General features: G+C 70.5%; 10 protein-coding genes. 3 read left to right on the top strand and 7 right to left on the bottom strand.

All coding sequences use genetic code 11. The features are described from left to right. The first annotated feature begins 12 nt into the window (after window positions 1–12). Window positions 13–1278: an MFS transporter gene (locus QSK25_RS14115; protein WP_285638651.1), complete on the top strand. Its 1266-nt coding sequence runs from the start codon at window positions 13–15 to the stop codon at window positions 1276–1278. On the opposite strand, the gene proB is transcribed toward QSK25_RS14115, so the two are convergent. The 6 genes from proB to QSK25_RS14085 all read right to left on the bottom strand — a co-directional run bounded on the left by proB (window position 1271) and on the right by QSK25_RS14085 (window position 8799). After that, window positions 1271–2398 carry a glutamate 5-kinase gene (proB, locus tag QSK25_RS14110; RefSeq protein ID WP_285638650.1) on the bottom strand — a complete coding sequence of 376 codons (1128 nt, stop codon included), beginning with the start codon at window positions 2396–2398 and terminating at the stop codon, window positions 1271–1273. The two genes, QSK25_RS14115 and proB, sit on opposite strands and share 8 nt — an antisense overlap. Before the next feature lie 3 nt (window positions 2399–2401). Continuing rightward, window positions 2402–3856 carry a GTPase ObgE gene (gene obgE, locus QSK25_RS14105; protein WP_285638649.1) on the bottom strand — a complete coding sequence of 485 codons (1455 nt, stop codon included), beginning with the start codon at window positions 3854–3856 and terminating at the stop codon, window positions 2402–2404. Between the two features lie 105 nt (window positions 3857–3961). Further along, window positions 3962–4219, bottom strand: coding sequence for a 50S ribosomal protein L27 (rpmA, locus tag QSK25_RS14100; RefSeq protein WP_053735607.1), 258 nt, complete (start codon window positions 4217–4219; stop codon window positions 3962–3964). A 14-nt stretch (window positions 4220–4233) separates the two neighbouring features. Then, entirely contained in the window at window positions 4234–4545 is a 312-nt protein-coding gene (gene rplU / locus QSK25_RS14095; protein WP_065913850.1) for a 50S ribosomal protein L21, read from the bottom strand. A gap of 265 nt (window positions 4546–4810) precedes the next feature. Continuing rightward, on the bottom strand, window positions 4811–7858 hold the full coding sequence (locus QSK25_RS14090) for a translation initiation factor IF-2 N-terminal domain-containing protein (protein ID WP_285638648.1): 3048 nt from the start codon (window positions 7856–7858) through the stop codon (window positions 4811–4813). A gap of 215 nt (window positions 7859–8073) precedes the next feature. After that, the gene (locus QSK25_RS14085) at window positions 8074–8799 is read right to left on the bottom strand and encodes a TIGR03936 family radical SAM-associated protein (RefSeq protein WP_285638647.1); all 726 of its coding nucleotides are present in this window, start codon (window positions 8797–8799) and stop codon (window positions 8074–8076) included. Between the two features lie 238 nt (window positions 8800–9037). Here QSK25_RS14085 and QSK25_RS14080 point away from each other — a divergent pair, with 238 nt between their 5' ends. Together QSK25_RS14080 and QSK25_RS14075 are read left to right on the top strand one after the other, a co-directional pair. Then, window positions 9038–10435 carry a S8 family peptidase gene (locus QSK25_RS14080; protein WP_502881846.1) on the top strand — a complete coding sequence of 466 codons (1398 nt, stop codon included), beginning with the start codon at window positions 9038–9040 and terminating at the stop codon, window positions 10433–10435. Further along, complete coding sequence (locus tag QSK25_RS14075; protein ID WP_285638645.1) at window positions 10432–11169, top strand: PhzF family phenazine biosynthesis protein; 738 nt, start codon at window positions 10432–10434, stop codon at window positions 11167–11169. The genes QSK25_RS14080 and QSK25_RS14075 overlap by 4 nt, the downstream gene beginning before the upstream one ends. Here the strand turns inward: QSK25_RS14075 and QSK25_RS14070 are convergent. After that, complete coding sequence (locus QSK25_RS14070) at window positions 11159–13120, bottom strand: TIGR03960 family B12-binding radical SAM protein (RefSeq protein ID WP_285638644.1); 1962 nt, start codon at window positions 13118–13120, stop codon at window positions 11159–11161. The two genes, QSK25_RS14075 and QSK25_RS14070, sit on opposite strands and share 11 nt — an antisense overlap. Window positions 13121–13147 lie beyond the last annotated feature (27 nt).

The raw sequence follows: 13147 nt of genomic DNA, 5'->3' as shown, positions 1-13147 counted from the left end.
TTGGGTTCACCTATGGCGGTTACATCGGAGAAGCATCGACTGCCCGTGCGGACGCTCGTCGCATCGAGCGCCGGCAACGCCGTGGAGTGGTTCGACTGGGGGATCTACACGGCGTTCAGCATCTACTTCGCGACGCAGATCTTCCCCTCCGGCAACGAGACAGCCGCGCTGCTGAGCACGTTCGCGACGTTCGCGCTGGCGTTCTTCTTCCGGCCGCTCGGCGGGTACCTGCTCGGCCGGTTCGCGGACCTCAAGGGCCGGCGCACCGCGATGCTGCTGACGATCGTCCTGATGTCGGGCGGATCCGTGGCGATCGGCCTGCTGCCGACGTTCGAACAGGTCGGCTGGCTGTCCCCGGTGTTGCTGGTGCTGGCGCGGATCGCCCAGGGCATGGCGCTCGGCGGCGAGGTCTCGAACGCCTCGGCGTACCTCGCCGAGATCGCCCCGGCAAGCCATCGCGGCCGCTACTCGTCGTTCTTCTACATCTCGACCGGCGTGGCGGTGCTGATCGCGTCGCTGCTCGGGTTCTTCCTGTCGCGCAACCTCGACAAGGCCGCGATGGCCTCGTACGGCTGGCGCGTGCCGTTCCTGATCGGTGGCGTGCTCGGCCTGATCGGGTTGTGGCTGCGGCGGGAGCTCAAGGAGACCGACCAGTTCGAGGACAACAAGGCCAAAGCCGAGAAGCTGCGCAGCCCGTTGCTGATGACGGTGAAGGAACACCCGAAGGCCGTCGGGCAGATCATCGGCGTGACGCTGCTGTCGACGCTGAGCTTCTACACGTTCTTCAGCGCGCTGACGCCGTTCGCGGTGAAGACCAAGGGCGCCGACGACATCGACGTGTTCCTGGCGCTGTCGATCGGCACGGTGGTGTTCATCGCGTTGCAGTACCCGATGGGCTGGGCGGCGGACCGCTACGGCCGCAAACCGCAGATGCTCGTGTGGTCGGCGGCGATGGCGTTGCTGGTGGTGCCGCTCTCGACGCTGGTCAAACCCGGGCTGGCGAACCTCGTGGTCGTGTTCGCCGTCGGCCTCGGGCTCTACACGGCGCTCACCTCGATCGCGCCCGCGATCATGAGCGAGCTGTTCCCGACGGAACTGCGCGGGCTCGGCATCGGGGCCTGGTACAACCTGACCGTCGCGGTGTTCGGCGGCACCGCCCCGCTGGTCATCCAGGCCGTGGGCGGCACCGTCTTCTTCTGGTACGTGGCGGTCGCCGCTGTGATCACGTTCGTGGTCGTGCTGACCCTGCCGGAGACGAAGGGCGTCGAACTCACCTAGTCAACGGCACGAGGTCGTCCGCGTGCACGACCTCGCGGCGGTGTTCCAAAGCCAGGTCGTGGCTCTTGCGGCCGATCAACGACGGCAGCTCCGCCGAGTCGTAGCCGACGACGCCGCGGGCCACGACCTCACCCGAGAGGCTGACGAGTTCGACGACGTCACCCGCCTCGAAGTCGCCGTCCACGCCGGTGATGCCGGCCGCGAGCAACGACCGGCGGCGGCCCACCACGGCGGCGACGGCGCCGTCGTCGAGGTGCAGGCGGCCGTTGGCGTCGGTGGCGTACCCGAGCCAGAAGCGGCGGGCGGTGAGCCGGGAACCCGTTGCGGCGAAGGCAGTTCCGACGTCGGCGCTGGTCAACGCACGGCCTGCCTCGGTGGCGCTGGTGAGCAGCACCGGGATGCCCGCCGACGAGGCCAGGCGGGCGGCGGCGAGCTTCGAGGCCATGCCGCCGGTGCCGAGGCCCGACGCGCCGGGGGCGGTGGCGTTCACACCGTCCACGTCGGACGCCGAGGCGACCTCGGCGATGCGCACGGAACCGGGCTTGCGCGGATCACCCGAGTAGAGGGCGTCCACGTCGGACAGCAGGAACAGGGCGTCGGCACCGACCAGGTGGGCCACCAGTGCGGCCAGGCGGTCGTTGTCACCGAAGCGGATCTCCTCGGTGGCGACCGTGTCGTTCTCGTTCACGACCGGGACGGCGCCGAGGGCCAGCAGCCGGTCGAACGTGCGCTGGGCGTTGCGGTAGTGGGCGCGGCGGACCACGTCGTCGGCGGTCAGCAGGACCTGGCCGACGGTCAGGCCGTAGCGGCCGAACGAGTTCGCGTACGCGTGCGCCAGGGTGAGCTGCCCGACGCTCGCCGCGGCCTGCTGGGTGGCGAGGTCGCGGGGGCGGCGGGAGATCTTCAACGGCGCGAGGCCCGCGGCGATCGCGCCCGACGACACGAGCACCACCTGGCTGCCCGCCGCACACCGGGCGGCGAGGGCGTCGACCAGCGCGTCCAGGCGCGCTGGGTCGAGGCCACCTTCCGCTGTGGTCAACGAGGAAGAGCCGACCTTGACCACGATGCGGTGCGCCGAAGCGACCGCGGTTCGAGCTTGTGAGACCACGGGGGCCGTCACGGTTTACTCCTCGTCGAAGTCGCCGTAGTCACCGGGCGCGCGGCGGGCCTTCTTCAGGGCCTTGCGCTCGTGGGCGCCGATGCGGTCGTTGCGCTCGAGACGGGCGTCCGTGCCACGGCCGGTCGGTGACATCGTCATCGCGATGCCGGCCGGCGTGGTCGGCTCCCAGTCGAACACCAGGTCGCCGATGGTGACCTGGCAGCCGGGGATGGCGCCCATCTTCACGAGCTTGTCCTCGACGCCCAGCCTGTTCAGGCGGTCCGCGAGGTAACCGACGGCTTCGTCGTTGGAGAAGTCGGTCTGGCGGATCCAGCGCTCCGGGCGTTCGCCCCGCACGATGAAGCCACCCTCGACCGAGGGGTCCTCGGTCACGGTGAAGCCCTGGTCGTCCACGGCGGTCGGCCGCAGCACGATTCGGGTCGATTCCTTCTTGGGCTGGGCCTCGCGGTACTCGCGGACGACCTCGGCCAGCTTGAACGACAGCTCCCGCAGGCCCTGGCGGGACACCGTCGACACCTCGAAGACCGGCAGGCCGCGCGCCTCGATCTCCGGGCGGACGATGTCGGCGAGGTCCTGGGCGTCGGGGATGTCGACCTTGTTGAGGATCACCACACGCGGGCGGTCCTCGAAGTTGCCGCCGAGCGCCGGGGTGTACTCGGAGAGTTCCTTCTCCAGCGCGTCGATGTCGGCGATCGGGTCGCGGCCCGGCTCGTACGTGGCGCAGTCGACGACGTGCGCGAGCACGGCGGTCCGTTCGATGTGGCGCAGGAAGTCGAGGCCGAGGCCCTTGCCCTGCGACGCACCGGGGATCAGGCCGGGGACGTCCGCCATCGTGAAGATGGTCTCGCCGGCGGTGATCACGCCGAGGTTCGGGACCAGCGTCGTGAACGGGTAGTCGGCGATCTTCGGCTTCGCGGCGGAGAGCACGGAGATCAGCGACGACTTGCCCGCCGACGGGAAGCCCAGCAGGCCCACGTCCGCGACGGACTTGAGCTCCAGCACCAGATCGCGCGTCTCGCCCGGCTCACCGAGCAACGCGAAACCGGGCGCCTTGCGGGCCTTGGACGCGAGCGAGGCGTTGCCGAGACCGCCACGGCCACCGGACGCCGCGATGAGCTGGGTGCCCTCACCGACGAGGTCGGCGACGATCTCGCCGGCCTCGGTCATCACCACGGTGCCGTCCGGCACGCGCAGGATCAGGTCGTCACCGTTCGCACCGTCGCGGTGCGCACCGGCGCCGGCCTTGCCGTTGGTGGCGGAGGCGTGCGGGCGGAAGTGGAAGTCCAGCAGGGTGTGCACCTGCGAGTCGACGACGAGGATGACGCTGCCGCCACTGCCCCCGTTGCCGCCGTCCGGGCCGCCGAGCGGCTTGAACTTCTCGCGGTGCACTGAAGCACAACCGTTGCCCCCGTTGCCGGCGGCAGCGTGGATCACCACCCGGTCTACGAAGCGGGCCACGGAACTACTTCCTCTCAAAAGACTTGGACAAACAACGAGGGGCGGAGCCGGTTGACCGGTCCCGCCCCTCGCAGAGGTCTAACTACGTCCTAGGAGCGGTCTTCCTCAGACCGCGACCGGGACGATGTTGACGGTCTTGCGACCGCGCTTCGTACCGAACTCCACCGCACCCGGCAGCAGGGCGAACAGCGTGTCGTCCTTGCCGATGCCGACGCCGACGCCGGGGTGGAACTTGGTGCCGCGCTGACGGATCAGGATCTCGCCGGCCTTGACGACCTGACCGCCGAACCGCTTCACACCCAGGTACTGGGGGTTGGAGTCACGGCCGTTGCGGGAACTGGATGCACCCTTTTTGTGTGCCATGAGAAGTCAGGTCCTCACTTACCGGTGATGCCGGTGACCTCGACGCGGGTCAACTTCTGACGGTGACCCTGTCGCTTGTGGTAGCCGGTCTTGTTCTTGAACTTGTGGATGCGAATCTTCGGGCCCTTGGTGTGCTCGACCAGCTTGCCGGTAACCGAGAACTTCGCCAGGGCGTCCGCGTCAGCGGTGACGTCAGTGCCGTCGACCACGAGCAGCGCCTGGAGGGAGATTTCGGTGCCCGGCTCGCCCTCGAGCTTCTCGACCTCGACGATGTCGCCGACAGCGACCTTGTACTGCTTGCCGCCGGTCTTGACGATCGCGTACATCAGGACGGAAGTCTCCTGCTACTCGATGGTGACGGGCCGTGCGCCAACCAGTCTGGGAACGGTGTTTCCACCAAAGGCACCAGAGGAGGCACACGACAGGACCCGTCGGATGGCGGGCCGTCGTCAAGGTTACGGGAGTGGGTACGCCGGGAGCAAACTGGGGTGCCCCGATCGCGTTTCCGCAGGCTGTGCGGTCCCTCACAACGCCTCCGGACAAAGCAAAACCGGGGCCGCCGACAGGCGACCCCGGTCTCGCTCATGCGCTTCAGTCCTCCTGGACCGGCGGTCCCGCCGGCCGCGACACGGCGCGGCGACGGCGAGTGGTGGTGACCACCGGCGCGGGCATCTGGACCTCGGGCTGCTTGGGCACCTCGACGACGATCGGCGCGGACGGCGCCTCGGTCGCCGCGGGCGCACCGGCGGCGCGCTTGGCCGCACGGCGCCGCGGACGGGCCGCGGGGGCCGCCACGACGGCCGCAGGGGCCTCGGCGACGGGCTCGGGCGCTGCGACCGGCTCAGGGGCCACCACGGGCTCCTGCTCGACCTCAGCGGGTTCCGGGAGCTGGGCGCCGATGCGTCCGGTCACGGCGGGCTGCTGGGAGCCGATGCGGCCGGTGACCGCGGGCTGCTGGGAGCCGATCCGGCCCGACAGCTTCGGCCTGGGCGGCTCGGGCTCGGCGACCGGCTCGACGAGTTCCTCGGTGGTCTCCTCGATCACCTCGGGCTCGGCGACGGGCTCGAGCTCGACGGGCGCCGGGTCCTCGTGCGACACGTGACCGTTGAGCGCCTGCTCCTCGACCACGACCGCGTCGACGACGGCCTGCGGCTCCTTGTCCCTGCCCCGGCGACGGCGGCGGCGACGGCCGTGGCCCTCGTGCTCCTGGTCGGCCGCGACCGCGTCCTCGGAGGTGTCCTCGGGCTCGCCCGGCTCGACCACCTCGGGCACGACCGATGCCTCGGGCGCCTCGACGGACACCTCGACGACCTCGGTGGTCTCCGCCGCGTGCTCGGAGCCGCCCTTGTTGCGGCGCGACTTGCGGCCACCGCCCTGCGGCTGCTGCTGGCCGCCGCCGTTGCCACCGCCGCCGTGCGAGTGCACGGGCTCGGTGGACACGACGACGCCACGGCCGCGGCAGTGCTCACACGTCTGGCTGAACGCCTCGAGCAGGCCGGTGCCGACCCGCTTGCGGGTCATCTGCACGAGACCCAGCGAGGTGACCTCGGCGACCTGGTGACGCGTGCGGTCGCGGCCGAGGCACTCGGTGAGGCGGCGCAGGACCAGGTCGCGGTTCGACTCCAGGACCATGTCGATGAAGTCGATGACGATGATGCCGCCGATGTCGCGCAGCCGGAGCTGGCGGACGATCTCCTCCGCCGACTCCAGGTTGTTGCGCGTGACGGTCTCTTCGAGGTTGCCGCCCGACCCGGTGAACTTGCCGGTGTTGACGTCGATGACCGTCATCGCCTCGGTGCGGTCGATGATCAGGTAGCCGCCCGAGGGCAGCCAGACCTTGCGGTCGAGCGCCTTCATCAGCTGCTCGTCGATGCGGTACTCGACGAACGCGTCGTTGTTGCCGACGTGCTTCTTCAGGCGGTCCTGCAGGTCCGGCGCCACGTGGCGGACGTAGGAGTCGATGACCTCCCACGCCTCGTCGCCCTGGACGACGAGCTGCGCGAAGTCCTCGGTGAACAGGTCGCGGACGACCTTCACCAGCAGGTCCGGCTCTTCGTAGAGCAGCGTCGGCGCCTTGGTGGAGGTGCTGTCGGCCTTCTCCCGGATGACCTTCCACTGGGCCTGCAGACGCGTCACGTCGCGGCCGAGCTCCTCCTCGGAGATGCCCTCCGAGGCGGTGCGGATGATCACGCCGGCGTCCTCGGGGACGACCCTCTTCAGGATGTCCTTGAGGCGCTTGCGCTCGTTGTCCGGCAGCTTGCGGCTGATGCCCGTGGCACCGCCGCCCGGCACGTAGACCAGGAAGCGGCCGGGGAGGCTGATCTGGGTGGTCAGACGGGCGCCCTTGTGGCCGACCGGGTCCTTGGTGACCTGGACGAGCACCGAGTCGCCGCTGGAGAGCGCCTGCTCGATCTTGCGGGACTTGCCCTCGAGACCGGCGGCGTCCCAGTCGACCTCACCGGCGTAGAGCACGGCGTTGCGGCCGCGGCCGATGTCGATGAACGCGGCTTCCATGCTCGGCAGCACGTTCTGCACGCGGCCGAGGTACACGTTGCCGACGATCGAGCCGGAGCCCGACGACGTGACGAAGTGCTCGACCAGCACGCCGTCCTCGAGGACGCCGATCTGGGTGCGGTCGCCGCGCTCGCGGACGACCATCGTGCGGGCCACGGCCTCGCGGCGGGCCAGGAACTCGGCCTCGGTCAGCACCGGGGCACGGCGGCGGCCGGCCTCGCGACCGTCGCGGCGGCGCTGGCGCTTGGCCTCGAGGCGCGTGGAGCCGCGGATGCTGCGGACCTCGCTCTGGGCGGCCTCGGAGTCGGCCTTGTCGTCGCGTGCGTCCCGTGAGTCACGCACGTGCACGACGGTGTTCGGCGGGTCGTCCTCGGACGTGACGTCGTCGTCCGTGCCGGTCTTGCGGCGACGGCGACGGCGGCGACGGCGGGTCGAGCTCTCGTCGCCCTCGTCGTCGGTCTCGTCGGAGGCCTCGGTCTCCTCGGAGGTCTCGCCCGCGTCCTCGGCGGGAGCCTCGTCGGTCTCGTCGCCGGCCTCGGCGTCGGTGCCCTTGCCCCGGCCGCGGCCGCGACGGCCCCGGCGGCGGCGACGGCGGCCGTCACCCTCGTCGTCGGAGTCCGCGTCCGCGTCGGCGTCGGCGTCCGCTTCGGCAGCGGCCTCGGCGGCGTCGAGCTCGTCCGCGGCGATCTCGCCGACCGACTTCTCCTCGACGACCGGCGTCTCCTCGACCACGAACGGCGAGACGGGCGCCTTGGGGCGCTCGACCGGCGTCGGGGGCAGGAAGACGGCGCTCGGCGCGGCGAAGATCGGCGCGAGCGCGGGTGCCTCGAACGCCGGGACCGCGGGGGCCTCGTAGTCCTCGGTGACCTCGCCCGTGACGACGTCGTCCCAGTCGATGAGCGTCTCGGCGACCTTCAGGGCCACGTCGCGGCTCACGCTCGACTGCGCGCTGCGGGCGACCTCACCGAGGTCGGCCAGCGCCGTCATCACGTCCTTGCTGCTGACCTCCAGCAGCTTCGCCAGCGCGTGGACCCGCAACTTGTCCGGCAGGTCCGCCAGTTCAGGGCGTGCGGCAACCACACCCTGCCCGCCGGTGCCACCGGCAGGCTGTTCCTTGTTCGACATGCAGCTCCTCCACCCCCGGGCGCGTCCCGTGAGGACGCGGCCGCGCAGGGGCCTCTCTTGTCTCTCTCCACCGCTGCTCGCGGCGGGAATCCTTGCCTCGCGCGCAGCGGCGTGGCGCCTCACCGGGCGCACGCTTGCGCAGGTCCCACGACGACGCCGCTGTCAGCGCCGCTCCTCCTGTTTGCGCGTCGCAGCTGGCGCGACCCGCGCTCCTGTCAGGACTCTCTGTCCTGTTGGAGCGGGTCCACCAGCCTGCCGTCGTCATCGAGGCGTCCCTGCGCCATCCGGGTTGCTTTCGCAGGTACCGGCGGCACGAGATCGGCCACGACGCGAAGCGCATTCAGCACGTCGTCGGGTCGAACGGTAGGCGTTACCTGCCGTACGACCGTCATGAGTATCCCACACGGTTGTGACAAAGCGGTGTCATCGTGTCCGGCGTCGCTCGAACGTGGTTCGACCAGCGCCGACACGACGGCAGGCCGCACGTCGAGCATCTTCACACCGCTCTTGGTGAGCCGTTCGACCTCGACGGACTCCGCCGAGAGGAACACCTCCACGGCCTTGGCCAGCTCGTCGGGGGCGACCCCGTCGAGCTCGATCCGCCACTCGCTCGCGTCGATGCGCTCGGTGAGGTTGCCGCCGAGCGACCCGACGATGTCGACGACGTCGATGCCGGGGGGCAACGCCGCGTCGAGCGCGATCTTGAGAGCCACCGGGTCGACCTTCTCGACCACGGACACCTCGACGTACTCGGCCTCGCTCGCCACGCCGGTCGGCGCGGCCCCCACCCACGACACCTTCGGGTGAGGGCTGAACCCCTGCGAGTACGCCATGGGTACGCCTGCCCTGCGCAGCGCGCGTTCGAACGTGCGAGCGATGTCGCGGTGCGAAGTGAAACGCAGCCTCCCCCGCTTGGTGTAGCGGAGGCGCAGCTTCTGCACGGCGGCGGCCGACGGGTTGTTGGGCAGGTTGCGGCTCAGTGGTGCTCCCGAGTGGTGTTCCGATGGGTGAGCGGTCCCATCGGCGCAGGCTGTTCGTCCATGAGGACGGTACCGTGAACCCGATTCAGAACGTTCAGCTTGTCTAGATCGTTGCGCGTGGCTACGGTCCGGCTGACTGGACGCCCTGCCTACCTGGAGGTCCCTGGTGCCTCTGCTCCACCGCGCCCGAGCGGCGGCGATGACCGCACTGCTCGTGGCCGGGGTATTGGCGGCGTCCCTGCCCGCCGGCGCCGAGCCGGAGTCGACGCCCGAGGCCCCCGCCTGCATCCAGCCGGGTCCGCTGCTGCGGTACCTGGTGGTGTTTCCGCAGGCCACGACCGCCGAGCAGGCCAACGCGGAGGTCACCGGGGCGTGTGGTCTGACGACCGTCTACTACCCCCAGATCGCGGTCGCGGTGGCCACCTCGCCGGACCCCGGTTTCCTCAAGCGGATCGGCCCGGACCGCGCCTACAGCGCGCAGGCCGAGAGCGTCGCCAAGCGGTCGGCGAAGCGGAAGAAGGACGACACGGAGCTCTTCCGGCCCTCCGGTGGGCGCTCGTCCGAACAATGGGACATGGATCTCATCCGGGCCCCGCAGGCGCACGAGATCACCACGGGCTCCAAGTCCGTCGTCGTGGGCGTGCTGGACTCCGGCGTCGACGCCCGCCACCCCGACCTGGTGGGCGCGCTGGCCCCCGAACTGTCCGCGGGCTGCCTCACCGGCAAGCCCGACACCTCGCCGTCCGCGTGGATCCCGACGACGTCGCCGCACGGCACGCACGTCGCGGGCACCATCGCCGCCGCTGACGACGGCCGCGGCACCACCGGCGTGGCGCCGGGCGTGCGCATCGCGTCCGTGAAGGTCGTCGACGACGACGGGTTCATCTACCCCGAGTACGCGGTGTGCGGGTTCATGTGGGCCGCCTCACAGCAGATGACCATCACCAACAACAGCTACTTCATCGACCCGTACCTGTTCACGTGCCAGAGCGAGCCGGGCCAGCGGGTCGTCTACGAGGCCGTGCGCCGGGCCGTGGACTACGCGACCTCGCGCAACGTGCTGACCGTCGCCGCCGCCGGGAACGCCGCCGCCGACCTGTCCCGGCCGGGCCGCGACTCGTTGTCGCCGACGAACGGCGAGGCGCAGACGCGGCCGGTCGACTCGACGTGCGTGGTGCTGCCCGCGCAGCTCAAGAACGTGGTGGGCGTGTCGGCGGTCGACTCGAACCGGACCAAGGCCGGGTACAGCTCCTACGGGCTCGGCGCGATCGACGTGACGGCGCCGGGTGGCGATCCGCGCACACCGAACGGGTGCGTGCTGTCGACCGTGCCGTCCGGCTACGACTACTCGTGCGGCACGTCGATGGCGGCCCCGCACGCGTCCGGCGTCGCGGCGCTGATCGCGTCGACGCACCCCGACACCGACGCGGTGTCGCTGGGCCGCATGCTGAACGCGCAGGCGCAGACACTGGCCTGCCCGGACGACTACGACCTCAACGGCACGGGCGTGCAGGACGCGTTCTGCACCGGGTACTCGGAGTACAACTCGTTCTACGGCCACGGGCTCGTGGACGCCCTCGCCGCCGTCACGAAGTGATCGTCAACGCCTGCCTGCGCGACGGGTCCGGCGGCAGTCCGACGCTGGTGCTGCCCGACGGGGAGTTCAGCGACGCCGAACGACGGGCGTTGCCCGTCGAGCACGGCACCTCGCACGCCGTCTTCCTCGGGCCGCAGGGCGCGTTGCGGTTCTTCACGTCCGAGGGCGAGCTGCCGGGCTGCGGGCACGGAACCGTGGCGGCGCTGGCGGTGCTGGCCGCCGACGGCACGCGCGAGTTCACGTTGCGGGCGGGCGCGCGGACGTTCCGGGGCACGGCGGAACTCACGTCCGCGGGCGTCGAGGCGTTCTTCGATCCGGGCCCGATCCAGGTCCGTGAAGCCAGCTCCGCGGAACGAGACGCGGTCGTGCGCGCGTTGGGCACTGACGGCTCGTGTGTGATCGCCACGCTCGGCAGGCCGCGGATGCTCATCGAGGTGCCGGACGTCGCCGCGCTGAGTCCTGACCTGGACCTGCTGAAGGCGGCGACCGACGAGTCCGGACTGCTCGGCTGCTACACCTACTCAGGCGGAAGCCGGTACGCGGCAAGGATGTTCGCGCCGTCCATCGGCGTTCCGGAGGACATCGCGAACGCCAACAGCACGGCCTGTCTCGCGGCTCACCTGGGCGCGGACGTCACCGTCGACATGGGCGACTCGCTCGGCCGGCCCGCCACCATCACGGCCACCTCGTCGGAGGCGGGCGTGATGGTGGGCGGGCTCGCCGTCACGGCGTGAGCGAGGGGTTCTTCACCGGCGAACCGATGCCGACCGGGGAGATCGGCAGCAGCTTGCGCCCGGTCGGGCCGACCTCGATGTCGGTGCCCATCGCGGGGCAGACACCGCAGTCGAAGCACGGGGTCCAGCGGCAGTCGTCCTGCTCGCGCTCGTCGAGCGCGTCCTGCCAGTCGGCCCAGAGCCACTCCTTGTCGAGGCCCGAGTCGAGGTGGTCCCAGGGCAGGACCTCCAGCTCCTCGCGCTCGCGGGTGGTGAACCAGGCGAGGTCGACGCCGAGCGGCTCGAGCTCCTGCGCGGCCATGGCGGTCCACCGGTCGTAGCTGAAGTGCTCGCTCCAGCCGTCGAACCGGCCGCCGTCGCGCCACACGGCCTCGATGACCTTGCCGATGCGGCGGTCACCCCGGCTGAGCAGGCCTTCGATGAGGCTCGGCTTGCCGTCGTGGTAGCGCATGCCGATGTTGCGGCCGAGGCTGCGGTCGGCGTTGACGGCCTCGCGGAGCTTGCGGAGGCGGTCGTCGACCACGTCCGGGTCGCACTGCGGCGCCCACTGGAACGGCGTGTGCGGCTTGGGCACGAACCCGCCGATCGAGATGGTGCAGCGGACGTCGTTGCGGCCGCTCGCCTGCCGGCCCGCGCGGATGACGTTCTTCGCCATCTCCGCGATCTGCAGGACGTCCTCGTCCTCCTCGGTCGGCAGACCGCACATGAAGTAGAGCTTCACCTGCCGCCAGCCGTTGGAGAACGCGGCCGACACCGTCCGGATGAGGTCCTCCTCGGACACCATCTTGTTGATGACGCGCCGCATCCGCTCGCTGCCGCCCTCGGGCGCGAAGGTGAGACCCGAGCGCCGTCCGTTGCGGGACAGCTCGTTCGCGAGGTCGATGTTGAACGCGTCGACGCGCGTGGACGGCAGGCTCAGGCCCGTGTTGGTGCCCTCGTAGCGGTCCGCGAGGCCCTTGGTGATCTCGGCGATCTCGCTGTGGTCCGCGCTGGACAGGGACAGCAGGCCGACCTCTTCGAAGCCGGTGGCCTCCAGGCCCTTCTGGACCATGGCGCCGATGCCCTCGATGGACCGCTCGCGCACCGGGCGGGTGATCATGCCCGCCTGGCAGAAGCGGCAGCCGCGCGTGCAGCCGCGGAAGATCTCGACGCTCATCCGCTCGTGGACGCTCTCGGCGAGCGGCACCAGCGGCTGCTTCGGGTACGGCCACGCGTCGAGGTCCATCGTGGTGCGCTTGAACACGCGGTACGGGACCCGGTCGCGGTTCGGCACGACGCGCTGGATGCGGCCGTCCGGCAGGTACTCCACGTCGTAGAAGCGCGGGATGTACACGCCACCGGTCTCGGCGAGCCTGGTCAGCACCTCGTCGCGGCCACCGGGGCAGCCTTCGGCCTTCCAGTTCTTCACGATCTCGGTGATCTCGAGGACGGCCTCCTCGCCGTCGCCGAGCACCGCCGCGTCCACGAACTGGGCGATCGGTTCGGGGTTGAACGCCGCGTGCCCGCCGGCGACCACGATCGGGTCGTCCTCGGTGCGGTCCTGCGCGTGCAGCGGGATGCCGGCGAGGTCCAGCGCCGTCAGCATGTTGGTGTAGCCCAGCTCCGTCGCGAAGCTGATGCCCATCAGGTCGAACGCCTTGAGCGGACGGTGCCCGTCGACCGTGAACTGCGGGACGTCGTGCTCACGCATGAGCGCTTCGAGATCCGGCCACACCGCGTAGGTGCGCTCGGCGAGCACGTCCGGCAGCTCGTTGAGGATCTCGTAGAGGATCATGACGCCCTGGTTGGGCAGGCCGACCTCGTACGCGTCGGGGTACATCAAAGCCCAGCGCACGGACGCCGCGTCCCAGTCCTTGACGGTCGCGTTGAGCTCCCCGCCGACGTACTGCACCGGCTTGGAGATCCGCGGCAGCAGTGGCTCCAACCTGGGGAAAACAGACTCGACACTCACACGACCAGAGTAACGGCCCCCACAGGC

Source organism: Lentzea sp. NBRC 102530, assembly GCF_030269365.1.
Lineage (GTDB): Bacteria > Actinomycetota > Actinomycetes > Mycobacteriales > Pseudonocardiaceae > Lentzea.
Note: the sequence above shows the minus strand (reverse complement) of the source record. Positions and strands in the feature narration are given on the sequence as shown.

Bases quoted from the DNA above. Each gene is read 5' to 3' on its own strand.
- QSK25_RS14090 (WP_285638648.1), bottom strand. From the start codon at position 7,858: ATGTCGAACAAGGAACAGCCTGCCGGTGGCACCGGCGGGCAGGGTGTG.
- rplU (WP_065913850.1), bottom strand. From the start codon at position 4,545: ATGTACGCGATCGTCAAGACCGGCGGCAAGCAGTACAAGGTCGCTGTC.
- QSK25_RS14080 (WP_502881846.1), top strand. From the start codon at position 9,038: ATGACCGCACTGCTCGTGGCCGGGGTATTGGCGGCGTCCCTGCCCGCC.
- rpmA (WP_053735607.1), bottom strand. From the start codon at position 4,219: ATGGCACACAAAAAGGGTGCATCCAGTTCCCGCAACGGCCGTGACTCC.
- QSK25_RS14115 (WP_285638651.1), top strand. From the start codon at position 13: ATGGCGGTTACATCGGAGAAGCATCGACTGCCCGTGCGGACGCTCGTC.